General features: G+C 60.8%; 19 protein-coding genes and 1 tRNA gene. 4 read left to right on the top strand and 16 right to left on the bottom strand.

Translation table 11 applies throughout. The annotated features are described in order from the left end of the window. Positions 1–2: 2 nt before the first annotated feature. From Q0Z69_RS10055 to thrS, 4 genes are all read right to left on the bottom strand, one after another. Positions 3–2,033, bottom strand: coding sequence for a TRAP transporter permease (locus tag Q0Z69_RS10055; protein WP_298032868.1), 2,031 nt, complete (start codon positions 2,031–2,033; stop codon positions 3–5). A 233-nt stretch (positions 2,034–2,266) separates the two neighbouring features. Next, positions 2,267–3,262 carry a TAXI family TRAP transporter solute-binding subunit gene (locus Q0Z69_RS10050; RefSeq protein ID WP_298032866.1) on the bottom strand — a complete coding sequence of 332 codons (996 nt, stop codon included), beginning with the start codon at positions 3,260–3,262 and terminating at the stop codon, positions 2,267–2,269. Positions 3,263–3,622: 360 nt separating this feature from the next. Beyond that, complete coding sequence (locus Q0Z69_RS10045; protein ID WP_298032864.1) at positions 3,623–3,988, bottom strand: ACT domain-containing protein; 366 nt, start codon at positions 3,986–3,988, stop codon at positions 3,623–3,625. 186 nt (positions 3,989–4,174) lie between these two features. After that, positions 4,175–5,968 carry a threonine--tRNA ligase gene (gene thrS / locus Q0Z69_RS10040; protein ID WP_298032862.1) on the bottom strand — a complete coding sequence of 598 codons (1,794 nt, stop codon included), beginning with the start codon at positions 5,966–5,968 and terminating at the stop codon, positions 4,175–4,177. Between the two features lie 501 nt (positions 5,969–6,469). On the opposite strand from thrS, the gene Q0Z69_RS10035 reads away from it, so the two are divergent. Then, positions 6,470–7,162, top strand: a complete 693-nt coding sequence (locus tag Q0Z69_RS10035) for a helix-turn-helix domain-containing protein (protein WP_298032859.1) — start codon at positions 6,470–6,472, stop codon at positions 7,160–7,162. 2 nt (positions 7,163–7,164) lie between these two features. Beyond that, a complete protein-coding gene (locus Q0Z69_RS10030) occupies positions 7,165–7,512 on the top strand; it encodes a hypothetical protein (RefSeq protein ID WP_298032857.1) in 348 nt (115 codons plus the stop codon). 33 nt (positions 7,513–7,545) lie between these two features. Here the strand turns inward: Q0Z69_RS10030 and pgsA are convergent, their stop codons facing one another. Genes pgsA through Q0Z69_RS10010 form a run of 4 tightly spaced genes read right to left on the bottom strand, consistent with a single transcriptional unit; the run spans position 7,546 to position 9,965 of the window. Further along, on the bottom strand, positions 7,546–8,121 hold the full coding sequence (gene pgsA, locus Q0Z69_RS10025) for a CDP-diacylglycerol--glycerol-3-phosphate 3-phosphatidyltransferase (RefSeq protein ID WP_298032854.1): 576 nt from the start codon (positions 8,119–8,121) through the stop codon (positions 7,546–7,548). Beyond that, positions 8,118–8,393 (bottom strand): helix-hairpin-helix domain-containing protein, encoded by a 276-nt coding sequence (locus tag Q0Z69_RS10020; protein ID WP_298032851.1) that lies wholly within the window; start codon positions 8,391–8,393, stop codon positions 8,118–8,120. The genes pgsA and Q0Z69_RS10020 overlap by 4 nt, the downstream gene beginning before the upstream one ends. After that, the gene (rimO, locus tag Q0Z69_RS10015; RefSeq protein WP_298032849.1) at positions 8,390–9,706 is read right to left on the bottom strand and encodes a 30S ribosomal protein S12 methylthiotransferase RimO; all 1,317 of its coding nucleotides are present in this window, start codon (positions 9,704–9,706) and stop codon (positions 8,390–8,392) included. Before rimO ends, Q0Z69_RS10020 begins: the two co-directional genes overlap by 4 nt. Positions 9,707–9,722: 16 nt before the next feature. Continuing rightward, positions 9,723–9,965 (bottom strand): helix-turn-helix domain-containing protein, encoded by a 243-nt coding sequence (locus Q0Z69_RS10010; protein ID WP_298032847.1) that lies wholly within the window; start codon positions 9,963–9,965, stop codon positions 9,723–9,725. A gap of 77 nt (positions 9,966–10,042) precedes the next feature. On the opposite strand from Q0Z69_RS10010, the gene Q0Z69_RS10005 reads away from it, so the two are divergent. Next, a complete protein-coding gene (locus Q0Z69_RS10005) occupies positions 10,043–10,306 on the top strand; it encodes a hypothetical protein (RefSeq protein ID WP_298032845.1) in 264 nt (87 codons plus the stop codon). Between the two features lie 6 nt (positions 10,307–10,312). Here Q0Z69_RS10005 and Q0Z69_RS10000 read toward each other — a convergent pair whose 3' ends face one another. From Q0Z69_RS10000 to Q0Z69_RS09965, 8 genes are all read right to left on the bottom strand, one after another. After that, a complete protein-coding gene (locus tag Q0Z69_RS10000; RefSeq protein WP_298032842.1) occupies positions 10,313–10,933 on the bottom strand; it encodes a regulatory protein RecX in 621 nt (206 codons plus the stop codon). Then, positions 10,923–12,029, bottom strand: a complete 1,107-nt coding sequence (gene recA / locus Q0Z69_RS09995; protein ID WP_298032839.1) for a recombinase RecA — start codon at positions 12,027–12,029, stop codon at positions 10,923–10,925. The genes Q0Z69_RS10000 and recA overlap by 11 nt, the downstream gene beginning before the upstream one ends. A gap of 72 nt (positions 12,030–12,101) precedes the next feature. Further along, positions 12,102–12,968, bottom strand: coding sequence for a peptide chain release factor N(5)-glutamine methyltransferase (gene prmC, locus Q0Z69_RS09990; protein ID WP_298032836.1), 867 nt, complete (start codon positions 12,966–12,968; stop codon positions 12,102–12,104). Positions 12,969–13,017: 49 nt separating this feature from the next. Further along, a complete protein-coding gene (locus tag Q0Z69_RS09985) occupies positions 13,018–13,989 on the bottom strand; it encodes a DUF1385 domain-containing protein (RefSeq protein WP_298032834.1) in 972 nt (323 codons plus the stop codon). Between the two features lie 221 nt (positions 13,990–14,210). After that, positions 14,211–15,650 carry a sensor histidine kinase gene (locus Q0Z69_RS09980; RefSeq protein ID WP_367272287.1) on the bottom strand — a complete coding sequence of 480 codons (1,440 nt, stop codon included), beginning with the start codon at positions 15,648–15,650 and terminating at the stop codon, positions 14,211–14,213. A 32-nt stretch (positions 15,651–15,682) separates the two neighbouring features. Next, positions 15,683–16,465 carry an EcsC family protein gene (locus Q0Z69_RS09975; RefSeq protein ID WP_298032831.1) on the bottom strand — a complete coding sequence of 261 codons (783 nt, stop codon included), beginning with the start codon at positions 16,463–16,465 and terminating at the stop codon, positions 15,683–15,685. A gap of 2 nt (positions 16,466–16,467) precedes the next feature. Further along, entirely contained in the window at positions 16,468–17,154 is a 687-nt protein-coding gene (locus Q0Z69_RS09970; protein ID WP_298032828.1) for a response regulator transcription factor, read from the bottom strand. Positions 17,155–17,204: 50 nt separating this feature from the next. Next, on the bottom strand, positions 17,205–18,566 hold the full coding sequence (locus tag Q0Z69_RS09965; RefSeq protein ID WP_298032825.1) for a VCBS repeat-containing protein: 1,362 nt from the start codon (positions 18,564–18,566) through the stop codon (positions 17,205–17,207). A 351-nt stretch (positions 18,567–18,917) separates the two neighbouring features. On the opposite strand from Q0Z69_RS09965, the gene Q0Z69_RS09960 reads away from it, so the two are divergent. Continuing rightward, a tRNA-Leu gene (locus Q0Z69_RS09960) sits at positions 18,918–19,004 on the top strand. The last annotated feature ends 95 nt before the right edge of the window (positions 19,005–19,099 follow it).

The raw sequence follows: 19,099 nt of genomic DNA, 5'->3' as shown, positions 1-19,099 counted from the left end.
CGTTATGCCTTGGCCCGCTTGGCCGCCGCCCGCTGATAGAGGACGATGGCGATGACGACCACCAAGCCCGCCACATCGGTCAGGGTCCCAGGGATCATCATGGACAGGCCGCCTGCCACCAGCAGGAAGCGGAACAGGCCGTTGATCTTCTGATACAGGTAGCCGTTCAGCGCCGCCGCGATGCCGAACAGGCCGCCCAGGGAGGTGACCACGATCTGCACCACCTGAAGGGCGTTGGTATCGATGAACAGCATGGCGGGGTTCATGGCAAAGATATAGGGCACGATGAAGGCGGCGATAGCCAGCTTGGTGGCGTTGATGCCGGTCTTCATGGGGTCGGATTTGGCAATGGCACTGCCGGCGTAAGCCGCCAGGGCCACGGGAGGCGTGATGTCCGCCACGATGCCAAAGTAGAACACAAAGAAATGGGCGGCCATGCGGCTGATGCCCAGTTCAATGAGGATAGGCGCGCAGGTGGAGGCCATGATGCAGTAATTGGCGGTGGTCGGCACTCCCATGCCCAGCACGATACAGCACAGCATGGTGAGGAACAGCGCAATGAACAGGGACAGCCAGGGGATGGGGATCAGGTTGCTGATGTTCACCACCGCGCTGACCAGACGGGAGGCCAGACCGGTGACCGTAATGCAGCCAGCCACCATGCCCGCCATGGAGCAGGCCACGGCCACGGTGATGCAGCCACGGCCACCGGCCTCCAGGGCGCTGACGATGGTGGAAAAGGTCTTGGCCACGGCCCGCTTGGCAGCGCCGGACTGGTCCCGGCTCTCCAGAATGGTGCCGGGCAGGCTCACCAGGATGGCCACCACGATGGCCACGGAGGCGGAGAACTGCAGAGAACGGATATTGGTGGAGACCATCCACACCAGCAGCACCAAGGGCGCCAGCAGATAGATGCTGCGGATCAATATCTTCATCTTAGGCAGCTGGTCGCGGGGAATGCCCTTCAGGCCCAGGCGCTTAGCCTCCAGATGGACGGAGATGAAAATACCGGTGAAATACAGCACGGCTGGCAGGATGGCCCGCAGGGCCACCTCGCCGTAGGTCACATCCATATATTCTGCCATCAAAAAGGCGGCAGCGCCCATGATGGGCGGCATGATCTGTCCGCCGGTGGAAGCGGCGGCCTCCACCGCGCCGGCGAACTCGCCCTTGTAGCCGGTCTTTTTCATCATGGGGATGGTAACGGAGCCGGTGGTGACGGTGTTGCCCACGGAGGAGCCGGACACCATGCCGCACAGGGCGGAGGAGATGACCGCCACCTTCGCGGGACCGCCGGAGGAGCTGCCCGCCACGGAGTTAGCCAGGTCGATGAAGAAGTTGGAGATACCGGTGCGCTCCAGGAATGCGCCGAAGATGATGAACACCGCGATGAACTTGGCGCACACCTGCACCGGCGTGGCCAACACGCCGGAGGTGCCGTAGAACAGCGTGTACACGATGCGGTACAGCACCTGCTGCCAGTTGGCGATGCCCTGGGCCTGGAAGCCGTTGACGAAGGTATACACCAGCAGCACGCCCACCACGCAGAGGATGGGGATGCCCACACACCGGCGGCACAGCTCCGCCAGCACCGCGATGCCCACGATGCCGATGATGGCGTAAAACGCCGTCATCTTGGAGGCGCTGGTGACCGTCTTGACGATGGTCATATAGTTGAAGCAGTAATAGAAGAAGGACCCCGCGCCCAGCACCATCAGCACCACGTCATACCAAGGCATGGAGTTGGGCTTGACATGATGGGTCTTGGCGGGATAGGTCAGGTAGCCCATCACGGTAATGAGGCCCAAGAAAGCCGTCAGCCGGACCGGCAGGTCCGCCGTGCTGTACAGGGTCGACCAGATGCAGTAGATGGAAAACAGCGCCATCACGCAGCGCACGATCAGCTTGGGCTTCCCCTCCCAGATGCGGGTCGCGGATTCCCGATCATACTTCCGCATGACCGCTTCCATCTCCGCGGCGGTGCCGGTCTCCGTCCCCTCCGGGGGCAGACCGGTCTTGTCTTTCTCATTCATATCAGTGACCTCCGTTCAGGATGATTGTTATAGACAATACACTTGAATATCCGCAGTTTGCGGAGCGGCGGACCATAGACCCGCCGGACGGGCATTGCCCGTGCTGAAGCCAGACACACACCGGCGTCCTGCCGTTTTGAAAAGGCCGCGGGCCGCGGCCCTTTCAAAGCGGCAAGGGCCACATCGATCAGGTGTGACCCTTGCCGGTTACATTCCGCTTGCCGCCGGGGAAATCAATAGGTCCCGGCAGGGATGGTATAGGCGCTGTAATAGGGGGAGGAGTCGATCAGGCTGTCGCTGTGCTCCTTGTCCAGGCTCACCAGATAGACGTCACCGGCGGTGGCCAGGTCCACGATGGCGGTGGTGGGCGCGCCGGCCACGATGAAGGCGGCGTCGATCTTGCCGTCCTTCAGGCTGTCGGCGCTGTCGCCGAAGCTCTGGAACACGGGCTTGATGTCATCCTCGGTCAGGTCATAGGCGCCCAGCACGTCGATGGCGTTGAAGTACACACCGGAACCGGCAGCGCCGATGGAGACCTTCTTACCGGCCAGGTCGGCCACGGACTTGATGTCAGGATTGGTGGTAACGATCTGGACCTGCTCCATGTACAGGTTGGCCACCACAGAAAAGCCCTCCACGGCGGTGTCGAACAGGCGCTCGCCGTTGTAGGCGTAGCTCATCACGTCAGACTGGACGAAGGCCAGCTGCACGTTGCCGGAGGCAATGTCCTCGATATTGGCCTTGGAGCCGTCGGAGGTAACGGCGGTGACGGAGACGCCGCTGTTGTTGGAGACATAGCTGGACAGCACGCCGCCGAAAGCGTAGTAAGTACCGGACTCGCCGCCGGTGCCGAAGGTCAGGGCCTTGGATTCGCCGGTGCCCGCGCCTTCCTTGACGGAGGCCACAGTGATGCCCTTCTCCTCAAAATACTTGGCCGCGCCGGGGTGATAAGGCACGGAAGTCACAGAGGAGGCGAACTCCAAGCTCAGCTCACCGCCCTTGGCGTGCTGCTCGGTGATGCTGTCAAGGTTCTCAAAAATGGTGGAGACGAAGGTGTAGACATCCTCCTCAGGCACGTCGTCCCGGGCGATGACCACAGCGCCCACGGCCACGGTATCCGTGTCCACAGGAGCGGCGGCAGGGGCGTCGGTCTTCTTCTCACCGCCGCAGCCGGCCAGCACGGTGGCCATCATCATAACGGCCATCAGCAAAGACAGAAACTTTTTCATCTTAAAATCCTCTTTTCATGTTTGATCCAGGGGTCTTGCAGGTACTTGCATATCATATCGCAATCTCTTTCATTTTTCAAGCCCTGTTTTCATTTTTGTTCTAATTTTTTGCAATTTGACGGTCTCCATCCTGCATTTTGGCAATTCTTTTGCATTTTTGAGAGGTCTACTCTGCACAGGACGTCATTGTGCACAAGTCCCCTGCTCGCCGCCGTCGTCCCATTGGCTAAATTGCCATCAACGTCAGGACTTCCTCTACCTTTGTTGATGGAAGTCGGCCTTCAAAATTTTCATGGAAGTGACCAGACGGGCAGTAACCCATAACATAATAGGTAACTGCCCGGCAAATTGGAAGTCATGTTAAACGATATGATATCCCGCTTCAAGTAATACCTCTATCGCTTTATCATAGTTCTCTTTTTTTGTTAAAATATAGTCCGTATTGTAAGTTGAAACAGCAAAAATTCCAATTTCATTTTCTGCTAACAAAGTTGATATTTCAGACAATATCCCTATCAGCGAAAAATCAAGGATCCCTTGTATTCTAAAAGCTTTCCAGCCATCATCGCGTTCCGTTGTATTCACTGGAACATCATCAGTCATGCATACCAGTGAATTTTCTTCATCCGTTTTGCCAGTAAAACAATATTTGCTTTCAAAATCAACGAATGAATAGTTGGCCACTTTACATATTGAAAAATCATACTCAAGTATTTTGATTTCCATACTGCCCCCTCTGCAGATTCGATTTTCCGGTTTGACGAGTTGATTCTACCACGGCCGCTTTTTCGTTGCAAGCCGTAATCAGTGAAATTGCCAGTGCCCAGGTCCACAACACAAAAGGGATTTCCAGGCTCCTAATAATAAGGAAAGGCCCCCGCCGGATATTTCGGCAGGGGCCTGGAAAGATTCTCACTTTTTCGCCTTGGTGTCCACAACTTCTTTCAGCAGCGCTGCGAACTCGTCAAAGCTCATAGCGCCCAGATCGCCGTCAGCGCGGTGGCGGGGAGAGACGGTGCCGGCTTCCATATCCCGGTCGCCCACCACCAGCATATAGGGGATCTTCTCCATCTGGGCGTCCCGGATCTTCCTGCCGATCTTCTCGTTGCGGTAGTCCACCGTGACGCGGTAGCCCATGGCCTCCAGCTTCTTGGCCTGATCAGCGCAGTAATCGACAGCCCGGTCGGTGACGGGCAGGAAACGGACCTGCTCCGGCGCCATCCAGGTGGGCAGGGCACCGGCGTACTCCTCGATCAGATAGGCGAGGGTCCGCTCATAGCAGCCCAGGGAGGTGCGGTGAATGATATAGGGCAGCTTCTTTTCGCCGCTCTCGTCGATATAGTACATGCCGAACCGCTCGGCCAGCAGCATGTCGATCTGGATGGTAACCAGGGTGTCCTCCTTGCCGTAGACGTTCTTATACTGAATGTCCAGCTTGGGGCCGTAGAAGGCAGCCTCGTCAACGCCCACGGTGTACTGCACATCCAGATCGTCCAGGATCTGGGCCATGACCCGCTGGGCCTCTTCCCACTGCTCCGCGGTGCCCTCGTACTTGTTGTTGGGATTGGCGGGGTCCCACTGGGAGAACCGGAAGGTACACTTATCCAGCAGACCCACGGTGCCCAGGCAGTACTTGGCAAGATCCAGGCAGTCCTTGAACTCCTCCTCCAGCTGCTCGGGGCGGAGGATCAGATGACCTTCGGAAATGGTGAACTGGCGGACGCGGATGAGGCCGTGCATCTCGCCGGAGTCCTCATTGCGGAACAGAGTGCTGGTCTCGCCCAGGCGCATGGGCAAATCCCGGTAGCTGCGGCCCCGGTTCAAAAACACCTGATACTGGAAGGGACAGGTCATGGGCCGGAGGGCAAAGCACTCCTTGGTCTCGTCGTGGGGGTCGCCCAGGACGAACATGCCGTCCAGATAGTGATCCCAGTGGCCGGAGATCTTATAGAGGTCGCTCTTGGCCATCAGAGGAGTCTTCGTCAGCAGATAGCCCCGCTTCTGCTCGGTGTCCTCCACCCAGCGCTGCAGAAGCTGGATGACCCGGGCGCCCTTGGGCAGCAGGACCGGCAGGCCCTGACCGATGCAGTCCACGGTAGTGAAATACTCCAGCTCGCGGCCCAGCTTGTTGTGGTCCCGCTTCAGGGCCTCCTCCTGGTTTTTCAGATACGCGTCCAGCTCCTCCTTCTTGGGGAAGGCCACGCCATAAATGCGCTGGAGCTGCTTGCGGCTGGAATCCCCCCGCCAGTAGGCGGCATTGCAGGCGGTCAGCTTGATGGCGTTGCCCTTGATGCGGCCGGTAGAGTCCACGTGGGGGCCTGCGCACAGGTCGGTGAACTCGCCCTGCTTGTAGAAGCTGATAACGGCGTCCTCCGGCAGGTCGTTGATGAGTTCCACCTTGTAAGGCTCGCCCTTTTCCTCCATGAACTTGATGGCCTCTTCCCGGGGCAGCTCGAACCGCTCCAGCTTCAGCTTCTCCTTGCAGATCTTCCGCATCTCCGCCTCGATATTCTCCATGATCTCGGGGGTGAAGGGGAAGGGAGAGTCCATGTCGTAATAGAAGCCCTCGTCGATGGAGGGGCCGATGGCCAGCTTCACCTCCGGGTACAGGCGCTTGACGGCCTGGGCCAGGACGTGAGAGCAGGTATGCCAGTAAGTCCGGCGGTACTGCTCGTTTTCAAAGGTATACAGATTTTCTTCAGACATTTGTAAAGTGCTCCTTTCGATCCTATTGGGGCGTATCAGCAAAAAATGCTCCACCCCTGCCGTTCAGGGGTGAAGCATCATACTCCACGGTTCCACCCTGCTTGCGCCTCGCGGCGCCGCTCGTGTCCTCTGTAACGGGAGGTCCCGTCCCAGCCTACATATCGGTGGGCGGCTCCAAGGCGGTGACTGGTTCCGGTTCCGGCCAGAGCCGCTTACAGCCAGCGGCGGCCCCTCTCTGCGGTCATTCCCGGACAGCGTCCTTTTCCATGCCTTTTCATATCAAGTGGTATCTTATCACCGTCCTTTCGCCTTGTCAATAGCTTTGGAAGAGCGAAAGCCGCAAAAAAAGCCCAAAACTGGGCAAATCCTGTATGATACAGGAGCTTTCATGGGCCTGTCAACAGGGAGTTGACAGATTTCCATGTCCTGTCGCTTGTCAACCGGGAGGCCAATGTCATATAATATCTTTAATATCCTCAATGGACAAAGGAGAAGAGGCCCATGGAATTACAAGACCGGATCGCCGCCGTGCGGAAGGCCGCCGGGCTGACCCAGGAGCAGCTGGGCGAGCTGGCGGGCGTCACCCGCCAGGCCGTCAGCAAATGGGAGAGCGGACAGACCATCCCCGACGCCGTGACCGTCGCCAGGCTGTGCGAGGCGCTCCACGTCTCCGCCGATTATGTGCTGCTGGGCAAGGAGCCCAAGGAGGGCGGCGCTCCCGCCTACCAGATGCCGGATACCTGCTCCTGCTGCGGGCGAGAGGTGAAGGGCACCATCTGTCCTGTCTGCGGCTACCATCTGCCGGACACCCCGCCCCGGGGACCGCGGTACGCCGTCACCACTTCCCTCTGGTCCGTCAGCCGCAAGGAACAATACACCCAGGAGCTAAACAAATACTGCGGCCTCTCCCCGGAGGAATCGCTGGCCCTCATTCCCGAAGCCAACGGCAGCGGCTATTACCGCGCCGTGCTGCGGCGGGGCCTGACGGACAGTGCCGCCCAGTACATCACTTCCCATCTGGACCGGGGCATTTTCGACCTGCGGATCGTGGAGGACTGCGGTGAGGAGGAGGACGCGCTGCTCCAAAAGCCCCAGGCCATGGACCTGCCGGAGCTGCCCAAGGAGGGCGGCATCGGCTTCTGGGGCGTGGTAGGGGCCGTCATTCTGGCGCTGCTGATCCTCTCTATCTTCTGAAGATGGTGAAGCGATATCTGCCGCCTATGGCGGCCCCCGCCGCCGCTTACGCCCTGAACCGCTTTCTGCTGGTTCCCCTCACCGGCAGCCGCCTGCTGGCCTGGTATGGGGCAGATTTTCTGGCGGGCGGGCTGATGCTGTGCATTCTGAACGCCCTGCTGGCGGCGGCTCGCCGTCCGCCGGTGCGGCGGGTCCTGCCCGCCTCCCTGTTTCTGCTGGGATGTGGGGCTTTCTGGGAGGTTGTGACACCTCTGTATCTGGCCAGGTCCGTGTCGGACCCCTGGGATATCCTGTCGGTATGGCTGGGCGGCATGGCGATGCTGCTCTGGCTCCGCCGTTTCCAAGCATAGAAAAACCGCCGCCCGGCCGGGGCGGCGGTTTTTTCAAAAGGACGCGATGATGTCCTTGTTTTTCATGAAATACTCCACGCCGGAGTACAGGGTGGTCAGGGTGATGATCCAGCCGCATACGGGGTCGATCCAGGAGAGCCACCCGATGGGCATGGCGGTAAGGGGATCGGAAGCGGCCCAGGCGATCTCGGGGCCAAGCAGCAGCATCACCACGATGCAGACCATGGTGGAGGCGGTCTTGACCTTGCCGGACCACCCGGCGGCGATGACCCGGCCCTTGTCGCTGGCGATCATCCGCAGGCCGCTGACAGCAAATTCCCGGCAGATGACGATCAGCAGCATCCAGGCGGGCATCCGCCCGCACTCCACGAACCACAGCATGGCGGCGGTGACCAGCATCTTGTCCGCCAGAGGGTCGGCGAACTTGCCGAAGTCCGTCACCAGGTTCCTGGCCCGGGCGATCTTGCCGTCCAGCAGGTCCGTCAGGCTGGCCGCGATGAAGATGACCAGCGCCACATAAGCCGCGCCGGGAAAGTCCCAGTACAATACTACCATAAACACAGGGATCAGCAGGATGCGCAGCATCGTCAGCTTATTGGGCAAATTCATGGCTTTTCCTCCTCTGGGTACGGCTTGTCCTTCCAGTACCACCACTTCAATTTTTCCGGGTCCGGCTGCGGGTGTTCGGCGTAGTATACTGCCGTCCGCCAGACATACAGGGCGCAGCGGTCCTCCCGATAGCCCTTCATCAAACACTCCCGACGATACAGCTCTTCCGGGTCCCGGCCCGCCAGGTCGAACACCTGCCGGATGCCCATGGCCTCCATGACCTTGGCGATGCGGGGCCCCACGCCGGGGATGACCTCCAGCGGCGAGCTCATGCCAGTTCCCCTGTCAGCTCGCCGTCCATAGTGCCGGTGAGGCGGACAGTCACAAAAGTACCGGGTTGAATTTCTTCGTCAGCGGCGAACCAGATGCGGCCGTCGATGTCCGGGGACTCGGCGTAGCTGCGGCCGAAGAACATCTGGCCGTCAAAGCCCTCGCACAGGACCTCCCGCTCCTCACCCAAAAGGGATTCGTTGTATGCGTCGATGACATCGGACTGGACGTCCACCGCCAGCTCTGCCCGGCGCTGGGCCTCCTCGGTGTCCACATGATCCATCAGGGCGGCTTTGGTGCCCTCCTCCGGGGAGAAGGGGAACACCCCGGCCCGCTCGATCTTCACGTCCCGCAGGAAAGCACACAGCTCCTCGAACTCCGCCTCCCCCTCACCGGGGAGGCCGGTGATGAGGCTGGTGCGCAGCACCAGGCCGGGAATGCGGTCCCGGAGCCTGCCCAGCATCTCCGTCAGGGACACCTTGGTGTCCCGGCGGTTCATGGCCTTCAAAATGCCGTCATTGCAGTGCTGGATGGGAATGTCCAGATATTTGACGATCTTCGATTCCTCCGCGATGGTGTCGATCAGCTCGCCGGTGATTTCGTCGGGATAAAGGTAATGCAAGCGGATCCAGTGGAAGTCCAATTTGCACAGCTCCCGCAGGAGCTGTGCCAGCTGATGCTCCCCATTCAGGTCCGTGCCGTAGCGGGTTATATCCTGGGCAATCACCAGCAGCTCCTTCACCCCGGCGGAGGCCAGCTCCGCCGCCTCGTCCAGCAGCTCCCCCATGGGGCGGCTGCGGTACTTGCCCCGGAGGGACGGAATCACACAGTAGGCGCAGTGGTTGTCGCAGCCCTCGGCGATGCGGAGATAGGCGTACCAGGGAGGCGTGGACAAAATGCGCTCCCCGCTCTGGTTGGCGGTGTGGATGTTGCCCAGGTGGCAGGGCCGCAGGCCCTTTGCCATCACCTCGTCGATGGCCTGGGCGATGTCGCCGTAGCTGCCGGTGCCCAGGACGCCGTCCACCTCCGGCAGCTCGCTGAGCACGTCCTGCTTGTATCGCTGGGCCATGCAGCCGGTGACCAGGATCTTCTTAACCCGGCCCGCCTTTTTCAGCTCCGCCATCTCCAGGATGTTGTCGATAGCCTCCTCGCAGGCAGAGGCCAGAAAACCGCAGGTGTTCACCACCACCACGTCGGCCCCCTCCGGGGCGGCCTGGATGGCGTGGCCCGCCGCCTGGACGGCGGCCATCATCTGTTCGCAGTTCACCTGGTTCTTGGCGCAGCCCAGGGAGATAAATGATATGTTGTAACCCAAAATGGTTTCCTCCGGTTTACTCAAGTGGTCCGCCCCGCCAAGCGGGGTCGTCGGTGATGCCCAGCAGATAGTCTGTGGAGACATGGAAATACTCCGCCAAAACGACCAGCTTTTCGATAGTCGTGCTGCGGTCTCCGCTTTCCAACATACTGATGGATTTATGAGTTAATCCAAGGACTTCTCCAAGCTGCTGCTGGCTCAATCCTGCCTGCTTCCGCAGTTTACGCACTCTATCCTTTAATAAAACGGTTGTTTTCATGATTACCTCTTGACTTGTTCCTTTAAGTGGAGTATACTCCACTTAAAGGAACATTTTCAATGGGGAGGGACACTTTTATGTCTAATATATTGACCGCCATGATCTACGGTGAAAACATGCGCCTTTTGGGAAAAGCGGCTCTGGAGCCGCCCTGCTCCCACGAGGAAAACCGGATCCTGGATATCCTGAACACACTGGACCGGCAGACCGCCTGGTGTTTGCAGGACGCCATCCAGATCCTGACGCAGGAACGCCATGCCGAGGCCTTCCGCTCCGGCATCCTCTTCGGCGTCCGTCTGGCGGCGGAGCTGGCAGAGGACATTCCCGCAGGCGACGACTGAGTGGGGTCAGTCCTCCCAGGTCTCAGACCCCAGCCGGTTCCAGGCCGCCTTCACATCACCCCAGGAATAGCCCCGGCGGATCAGCGCGTCGCTGAGCCGCTTCTTCTCCCGCTGGTCCGGCAGCTGCCCCCGGAGCTTGCTCTCCAGAAACCGGTCGATCTGCTCCGCCGGGTCCGGAAGCCGGTCCAAGGCGTCGTCCCACAGCTCCCGGGGAACGCCCTTTTCATAGAGCTTGTCCCGGATGCGGGCAGGGCCGTAGCCCAGGTCAGCGCAGTGCCGGGCCAGCAGGGCAGCGTAGTCCGCGTCGTCGATGGCGCCGATGGCCTCCAGCCACTCGGCGGCGTACCGGGCCTCCGCCTGGGAGGCCCCTTTTTCCCGCAGCTTCTTTTCCAGACTGGCGCGGCTCATGGCCCGCTTGCCGATGAGGTCCGCCGCCGCGGCCTTCACGTTGGAAACTCCGGCGGCCTCCTTCAGACGGGCCAGCGTTCCGCCGTCCAGCTCATCTCCGGTCCGGAGGCCGAAATCCAGCAGCTCCTGCTCTGTGATCTTCAGGCAGGCGCCGTCCTCCAGAAAGACCAGGACCCGTCCCCGCTTATGCCTGGACGATTCGATCCGGTCAATCCTCATCCTTGAAATCGTCGGCGCTCACGTCCACGGCGCGGCCCGCCGCCTTGGCGGCGATCCGGGCCTGATTGCTCATCAGCTTATCGAAGTTCTTGCGGATATCCGCTTCCAGCTGGGCGGCGATCTCCGGGTTATCCTCCAAGTACTTCTTGGCGGCATCCCGGCCCTGGCCAATGCGGGTCTCCCCCATGGAGAACCAGGAGCCGGATTTCTGCACCAGGTCCAGCTTCACGCCCAGGTCCACCAGCTCGCCGATGCGGGCGATGCCTTCGCCGTACATGATGTCGAACTCCGCCTCCCGGAAGGGGGGCGCCATCTTGTTCTTCACCACCTTGGCCCGGGTGCGGTTGCCCACGATCTCGCTGCCGTTTTTCAGCGCCTCGATGCGGCGCACCTCGATGCGGACGGAGGAATAGAACTTCAGCGCCCGGCCGCCGGTGGTGACCTCCGGGTTGCCGTACATGACGCCCACCTTCTCACGGAGCTGGTTGATAAAAATGACGATGGTGTTGGTCTTGCCGATGGCGCCGGTTAGCTTCCGCAGGGCCTGGCTCATCAGCCGGGCCTGGAGGCCCACATAGCTGTCGCCCATCTCGCCCTCGATCTCCGCCCGGGGCACCAGCGCCGCCACAGAGTCCACCACGATCACGTCGATGGCGCCGGAGCGGACCAGGGCCTCGGTGATCTCCAGGGCCTGCTCGCCGGTGTCTGGCTGGGAGATGAGCATCTCCTCCACGTTGACCCCCAGGGCACGGGCGTAGGTGGGGTCCAGAGCGTGCTCCGCGTCCACGAAGGCCACCTCGCCTCCCCGCTTCTGGGCCTCGGCCACCACATGAAGGGCCAGGGTCGTCTTGCCGGAGGACTCCGGTCCGTAGATCTCCACGATGCGGCCCTTGGGCAGGCCGCCGATGCCCAGGGCCACGTCCAGGGCCAGGGAGCCAGTGGGGATGAAGTCCACATTCAGGTCCGCTTTGTCGCCGAAGCGCATGATGGAACCCTTGCCATACATCTTCTCGATCTGGGCCATAGCGGTATCGATAGCCCGCTTCTTGTCGGAAGCCGGCGCCGCGGTGGGCAGCGGCCCTTTATCTTTTGCCATATGTGTTTCCTCCTAAACTGTAACTGTAATGGACAATTGATAATTGACAATGTGTCCATCATTCATTGTCCGTCAGATCTCCGTGCACAGCGTGCCGAACACCACCCGGGGGATGCCGCGGAGGTCCTTCACGATCTGGATATCGCCAAAGCCCTGGGAGCGCATGATGCGGAGCACGCTGTCGGCCTGGCCGATGCCCACTTCAAAGTACAGCCGTCCGCCGGGGACCAGGGCCGCCTTCCACTTTTCGGAAATGGAACGGTAGAAGTCCAGACCGTCCTCGCCGCCGTCCAGGGCCAGACGGGGCTCATAATCCCGCACAGAGGGGTCCAGCGCCTCGATATCCGCCCGGGGAATGTAGGGGGGATTGGAGACGATGCAGTCAAATTCCCCCAGGGACCGCTCCGGCCGCTCCCGGGCATCCGCCTGCATGGGCACTACCCGGCCGGTGAGGCCGTTGCGGCGGATGTTCTGACGGCAGATCTTCAGCGCCGCGTCGGACCACTCCCCCAGCACAGCTCGGGCCTGCGGCGCCTGAGCAGCTACCGCCAGACCGATGCAGCCGCTGCCGGCGCAGAGGTCCAGGACCCGGCAGTCCCCCAGGGTCTTGACATAGCCGATGGCCTGCTCCGCCAGGACCTCCGTGTCCGGCCGGGGGATCAGCACATCCGGAGAGATGTCCAGGGGCAGGCCGTAAAACTCCCACTCGCCGATGAGATAGGCCACCGGCTCCCCCGCCAGATGGCGGGCCACCAGCTCCCGGACCTTCTGCTCCAGCTCTGGCGAGGCGTACAGCCCGCCATCCCGGCTCAGCTCTTCCCGGCTCTTGCCGGTGCCGAAACACACCAGCTCCCGGGCCTCCAGGGTCGCGGCGTCAATGCCGGACCGCTTCAATTGCTGGCGGATATCCAAATACAGATTGTTATATGTTGTCGCCATATGTCGCTCCGTATAGAAAATTTAGGAATCTTGCACGAACAACGGTCCATTACCACTCGTCTTTTCCCTTTTCCGAGGGCAGTACCAGCTCCAAGGACCGGATGGCACATTCGATCATGCTGTCGTCCGGCTCGTTGGTGGTGAAGTTCTGCATCCACATGCCGGGAGCCGTCAGGACCTTGGCCAGACCGCTGTCTTGAACATGGCGGCCCACCCAGCGGTTGAACTCATAGGTGACGCCCACCACCAGGGGCAGCAGGAGCAGATGGATCAGCGTCCGCAGCCAAGCGTTTGTAATGGGCCAGATGCCGAACACCACGCTGGAGAACAGGATGGACACGAAAATCACCACGAACAAAAAGCTGGTGCCGCACCGGGGATGGTGCCGGGGCTGGACACGGACGTTCTCCACCGTCAGCGGCAGGCCCGCCTCATAGCAGAAGATGGTCTTGTGCTCCGCCCCGTGGTACTGGAACACCCGGTAGATGTCCTTCTGCCTTGAGCAGAAGATCAGGTACAGCAGGAAGATCAATATCTTCAAGATTCCCTCCACCAGGTTCCGCCCCCACATGGGAAAGCCCGGGAAAAAGTGGAGAATCCCGCCGGTGACCAGCGTGGGCAGCACCATGAACAAAAACACGCTCATTCCCACACCCAGCACCACCGCCAGGGCCACGACGGCGCTCTCCAGCTTTTTGCTGGAAAGATGCTTTTCCAGCCACATCTCAAATTTGGAGGGCTGGGCCGCTTCCTCCTCCGGGTAAAAGTCGGCGGAGTACATCAGCGCCTTCACGCCGTTGACCATGGAGTCCAGAAAGTTCACTGTCCCCCGGATCAGAGGCACGCCCAGGATGGGATAGCGGTCCTTGATGAACTTCAGGTCCTCCACCTTTTCCACCAGGTTTCCCCCCTGGTCCCGGACCACGATGGCCTGCTTCTCCGGGCCGCGCATCAAAATGCCTTCAATGAGCGCCTGTCCGCCGATGCTGGTGCGGAAGGCGCAGGATCTATTCTCTGCCATGGGATTTCCTTTCTGTATATTATATCACATCGATTTGCGAAAAGCAAACATTTGTTCTACTATGGACCTGTATTCATAAGCGAGAAATGCCGGATGGGCAAGGATCTTCCCGGCAGGCAAGGCGCTTTGACGCAGGTAGTTTGTGTATTTCAAGGAAAAGCAACGCAGTATGGTGGGAAAAGGCCCCCACAGACGGCGTTTAACGCTTGTGAATACGAGTTCTAAGCTTCCGGCAGGCGGATGGTCACCACGGCGCCGCCGCCCTCGGCGTTGCCGATCTCAAAGACGCCGCCGTGGAGGCGGACGATCTCGTCGCACACCGCCAGACCGATGCCGCTGCCTCGAGCCTTGGAGGATCCTTTATAGAATTTCTGCTTCACGAAGGGCAGTTCCTCCTCTGGGATGCCGGGACCGTAGTCCCGGACCCGGATCACCTGCTGGCCGTCCTCTCGGGTTATGGAGGCGGTGATGCGCTTTCCCGCACCGCCGTGCTTGGCAGCGTTGTCCAGCACGTTGCAGAACACCTGCTTCAGCCTCTCCGGATCGCCGGACACCGGCGGCAGCAGTTCGTCGCCCATCTCATATTCCAGCAGGATATCCTCCTGACGGAACAGCTCCTGGTAGGTGAAAATAGCGTCCTCGAACTCCGCCTGCAGGTCCACCTGCTCAATGCGGAGGGTGAAATGGCCGTCCTCCATTTTGGAGAATTCCAGCAGCTCCTCCACCATGGTGGAGAGACGGCGGGTCTCGTTGAGGATGATCCGGATCCCCCGCCGCACCTGAACCGGATCGCCGGTAGGATCTTCCAAGATCGTCTCGCCCCATCCGTTGATGGCGGTGAGGGGCGTACGCAGCTCGTGGGAAACGGAGGAAATGAACTCGCTCTTCAGCTTTTCATTCTGTCCGATCTTCATGGACATATCATTGATGTTGTCCACCAGTTCCCCTAATTCATCGGGATAGCGCTTCTCGATGCGAAAGCCGTAGCCGCCCGCAGAGATGCGCTTGGCGGCCTCTGTCACCACCGCCACCGGCTCTACCACATTGTTGATGAACAGCAGGTTGGAAATAATGACCAGCAGCATGCACACCAGCGCCACCGCGCAGATGGCCAGCACCGCCAGCAGCACCTGACGGTCCACCAGCCGCATGGAGGAAACGAACCGCATGACCCCCACGACCCGGCCGTTGAACACCAGGGGATGAGATACCGCCATGATGGACTCCCCTGTCTCCGGGTCCCGGCCGTGGAATGGCTCCATCTGGTTCTGGTCGATGGCGGTGCGGATATCCGGTGTGCCAGGGGATGTGCCTGCAGTCAGGCCGGAGGTGGAAACCTCGATATTCCCCTGGCCATTGATAAATTGCAGTTCAATGGTGTTTTTGTCCTCAAAGCCCTCGGCTGACCGGACCGCCCGCTGGTAATAGCTGTTGTAGCCGTTGTCCATGAAATACTCGTTGAAGGAGTTGGCCAGGGCCTGCGCCCGGCTCTCCAGTCCCTTTTCCATGGAGCCGTAATAGTAGTTGGACACGCCCGCTGAAAACAGCACCACGATCAGCGCCAGCACCACGAACACCGGCATCACGGTGTTGAAGATCCACCGCTGCCGCAGGCCCCGCAGCCGCAGAGCTTCCCATCTTGTGTTTTTCCCTCCCAACACAGCGGGGCCTCCTCTCTGTCAAGTCTCAGCGGTCAGCGGGCCGCCCGCTCCAGCAAAAAGCGGCGGCGGTACTTTAGGGCGGCATACCGCCGCACCCGGTTCAGGCACACCATGTCCTCCGCGCCGCCTACGGCGCCCACCAGGGGGACGCCCTGAAGGAGCTTGCCGCACAGCACCGTCTCCGAAAGCCGCCGGGCGGCAGCCTGCATCTGGCCCCTCATGGGCAGCGGGTCTGTCCACTGGCCAGTCTGAATCCACTGGTCCAACGCCTGATTTCTCTCCTCCAGCGCCTGCCCGGAGGAGAGGGCCGCCTCGATCAGGCACAGGATGAACCGCCGCTCCGGGTCACTCTCATGGGAAAAGCCGCAGCTCTCCCCGATCTCATAGACGCTTCGCAGCAGCAGGGCAGTGAACAGCGGCACATCCGGCAGTCCCATGCCCAGCAGTCCCATGCCGACCCCCGCCGCGGCGGAGATGGCAGCGCTGCCCCGTCCGGCGGCCCGGGCAGCTTTAGCCACGGCTCCCAGATTTTTGCGGTCCTCCCGCAGGTCCAAAGCGTACTGCCGCACCTGGAAGGCCGCCTGCCGCTCCTCCCGCCGGGTCGTGCGGCCGATCAGTCCCTCGCCTTTTTCAAACACCGTCACGAAGGCTTTTTCAAAAGCGGCGTGGAGAGCCTCCAGCGCCTTGTCCGGCGCCAGCTCCTGCAGCCTTCGGTCCAACAGGGACTCCTTGTCCACGGCGTACTGCCGCAGGAACCACTGTTCCTGGAGCCACAGGGTCCGATATGCCCGCTGCCACGGCGTCAAGCGCTTCATCGTTATTTCCCCCACTTGTAGCCAAATCCCCACACGGTGGTGATATAGGCCGGGTTCTGCACATTATCCTCGATCTTCAGCCGCAGACGGCGGACATTTACATCCACGATCTTCAGCTCGCCGAAATAGTCCCGGCCCCACACCCGGTCCAGGATCTCCTCCCGGGCCAGCGCCTTGCCGGGATTCTCCATGAATACCCGCATGATGGAGTACTCCACCTGGGTCAGCTTGATCCGCTGGCCGTTTTTCTCCAGGGTCCGGTTCCGGGTGTTCAGCAGGAAGGGCGGGCGGCGGATCTCGCCGCTCAGCACCGGCTCTTCTCCGCCGGCCCGGCGAAACAGGGCGTCGACCCTGGCGGTCAGCTCTGCCGGAGAGAAGGGCTTGGTCACATAGTCGTCCGCGCCGGTCATCAGGCCCGTCACCTTGTCCATCTCCTGAGAGCGGGCGGTGAGCATGATGATGCCGATGCGGGTGTTGGTGGCCCGAATGCGGCGGCAAACCTCGAAGCCGTCGATGCCGGGCAGCATGATATCCAGCAGCGCCACCTTGGTGTCTGGGTGCTCCTTCAGCCGCTCCAGAGCCTCCTCGCCGGTCTCGGCCTCGATCACGTCATAGCCGCCCTGGCGCAGATTGATAACGATAAAGCTGCGGATACTGGATTCGTCCTCCAAAACCAGTACTTTTCTCATGATGTGTATCCTCTTTCAAAAAACTTTCAAAGACCTATCCCGCCGGCCCCTCAGGTATCTCCGGCGATCCACTCCGTGGGGATGAGGCTGAAGGCCGCCCGGACCTGGTCCGCCGTCAGGCCGCAGTCCCAGCCGCTGCCGGTCTCCAGCAGCTCCGCCGTGTAGATGGTCCCCGGCTGGCGGCGGCCAAGAACAAAGCGTCCGCCCCGGGCGGCCTTCACCTCCCGGCTGGCGCCGGTGATGGCGGTGATTTTCAAAAATGCCTCCGGCTCCCGTTCCTCCCGCCGGATGTAGAAGGTCACGGTGGCCTCGTCTCCCAGCACGGTGCGCCCCACGTAGAGCTGGCCGTTCCAGGCCTCCGGCAGCCGGAAATACCAGCCGTCCTCCAGCGCGTGGTAGGTCCGGTCCGCAGTCTCGGCGGCACCGCTGCTGTCATAGGTCCGCCAGTCGATCTGCTGGTACACGGTCCCATCGTCAAAGGGCGAGAACAGCTGTGTGGGCCAGGGCACCTCCGTCAGGCCGTCTCCGTTGATATCGGCAGGATACAGGGGGCAGTACAGCGCGATCTCACTGGACACGCCGGTAAGCTCGGACAGCACGATATTGCTCAGCTTTCCATTCCGCACCGCCAGGATATCGGTCACGGTCCGAGGCACGTCGGTAACGCCGGTGACAAAGATCGCCGGAGCATTCTCCCGCAGTGTCCCCTCGGTGACCCGCCCCTGCTGGCTCACCTCCGCCATAGTGACGGAGATCCGGGCAGAGGACTGGCTGGTGAAGCTGCCGTCCTCCTGCCAGCTGTAATAGTCGGCGATGCCTTCGCCCTCGTCGTCCGCCCGGAGGACCACCAGCTCCTGCCGCTGGTCCTGATCCAGGTCGGCGGTAATGTATTTCACATAGTTGGTCCGCACCAGCACCTCCGCCCCGGTTGGCCGCAGGGTGTAGACCTCCAGCACCTGCTGGCCCTCGGTAGCCTTCCAGCCCACCGCCAGCTCTTTGCGGCCGTCGCCGTCCAGGTCCTCATAGTGGATGCTGTATATGGAGGACCCGCTGCCTTCGATCAGATCCGTCTGCTCATAGCTGCCGTCTCGGGCAGTGAAAACATAGATCTTCAGCGGTTTTTCCGCTGTGGGATCCCGAAAAAATGCCACCGCCTCGGATTGGCCGTCGCCATCCAGATCCACCAGCTGCACTGTTTGGATATTCGTACCGGAGGTGGGCGCGGAAAACTCCGCACCGCTGTCCAGAACGGCGGTGAGCTGCTTGTTCAGCTCGGTGTATTGGGCAGGCAGCGTGGGCAGGCTGTACAGGTCCTGCGGGTCGAAGATCAGCTTTGGAACCCCGTTACAGCCGGAAAGCGTCAGCATTGCCAGTAGCAGCACCGCCAGCAGCCCCAGTCGGTCCCGTCTCATAGTCTCACGCTCCCTCTTTCCCGCTCTTTCCCGGCGCAGAATTCAATAGATATTATCATACCATCTTTTTTGTGGTTTGTGTAGACTTTCTTCCGATTTTCCGCTGTTTTTTCAGTCTGTTCACGATTTGTTCCCATAATGAAAAATCTACACTTGAAATTTCCGTTCGCATCCTGTATAATAAGCGGGAATTCACCAGTGCGGCAGGTTCAGCAAGTACGACCGTCCCCTGTGCGGCCCCGCCATTTCCCCAGCTCCGCTTCTGGCGCGCAAGGTAGTTTAACAACGGAACAGGCCGCTTCTCCCCTGCTCTTCGGAGACCCTGCGGGGGCCGGACCTGAACGCAAAAATGCCGGTGTGATGGAATTGGTAGACGTAGCGGATTCAAAATCCGCCGGTGGCGACACCGTGTGGGTTCGAGTCCCACCACCGGCACCAGCTCTGAAATTCCCTGTTTGGCACGAATCCCCGCCTACGGCGAGGCTTCTTAGCCGGACAGGGAATTTCTTCGCTTTCGGCTGCGACCCGCTACG

The sequence above is a fragment of the uncultured Dysosmobacter sp. genome, assembly GCF_947631165.1.
In the GTDB taxonomy this organism is placed as follows: domain Bacteria; phylum Bacillota; class Clostridia; order Oscillospirales; family Oscillospiraceae; genus Oscillibacter.
This window is presented reverse-complemented; position numbering and strand designations above follow the sequence as displayed.

Coding starts and splice junctions, on each gene's coding strand:
- Q0Z69_RS10055 (WP_298032868.1), bottom strand. CDS start 2,033: ATGAATGAGAAAGACAAGACCGGTCTGCCCCCGGAGGGGACGGAGACC.
- Q0Z69_RS10050 (WP_298032866.1), bottom strand. CDS start 3,262: ATGAAAAAGTTTCTGTCTTTGCTGATGGCCGTTATGATGATGGCCACC.
- Q0Z69_RS10045 (WP_298032864.1), bottom strand. CDS start 3,988: ATGGAAATCAAAATACTTGAGTATGATTTTTCAATATGTAAAGTGGCC.
- thrS (WP_298032862.1), bottom strand. CDS start 5,968: ATGTCTGAAGAAAATCTGTATACCTTTGAAAACGAGCAGTACCGCCGG.
- Q0Z69_RS10035 (WP_298032859.1), top strand. CDS start 6,470: ATGGAATTACAAGACCGGATCGCCGCCGTGCGGAAGGCCGCCGGGCTG.
- Q0Z69_RS10030 (WP_298032857.1), top strand. CDS start 7,165: ATGGTGAAGCGATATCTGCCGCCTATGGCGGCCCCCGCCGCCGCTTAC.
- pgsA (WP_298032854.1), bottom strand. CDS start 8,121: ATGAATTTGCCCAATAAGCTGACGATGCTGCGCATCCTGCTGATCCCT.
- Q0Z69_RS10020 (WP_298032851.1), bottom strand. CDS start 8,393: ATGAGCTCGCCGCTGGAGGTCATCCCCGGCGTGGGGCCCCGCATCGCC.
- Q0Z69_RS10010 (WP_298032847.1), bottom strand. CDS start 9,965: ATGAAAACAACCGTTTTATTAAAGGATAGAGTGCGTAAACTGCGGAAG.
- Q0Z69_RS10005 (WP_298032845.1), top strand. CDS start 10,043: ATGTCTAATATATTGACCGCCATGATCTACGGTGAAAACATGCGCCTT.
- Q0Z69_RS10000 (WP_298032842.1), bottom strand. CDS start 10,933: ATGAGGATTGACCGGATCGAATCGTCCAGGCATAAGCGGGGACGGGTC.
- recA (WP_298032839.1), bottom strand. CDS start 12,029: ATGGCAAAAGATAAAGGGCCGCTGCCCACCGCGGCGCCGGCTTCCGAC.
- prmC (WP_298032836.1), bottom strand. CDS start 12,968: ATGGCGACAACATATAACAATCTGTATTTGGATATCCGCCAGCAATTG.
- Q0Z69_RS09985 (WP_298032834.1), bottom strand. CDS start 13,989: ATGGCAGAGAATAGATCCTGCGCCTTCCGCACCAGCATCGGCGGACAG.
- Q0Z69_RS09975 (WP_298032831.1), bottom strand. CDS start 16,465: ATGAAGCGCTTGACGCCGTGGCAGCGGGCATATCGGACCCTGTGGCTC.
- Q0Z69_RS09970 (WP_298032828.1), bottom strand. CDS start 17,154: ATGAGAAAAGTACTGGTTTTGGAGGACGAATCCAGTATCCGCAGCTTT.
- Q0Z69_RS09965 (WP_298032825.1), bottom strand. CDS start 18,566: ATGAGACGGGACCGACTGGGGCTGCTGGCGGTGCTGCTACTGGCAATG.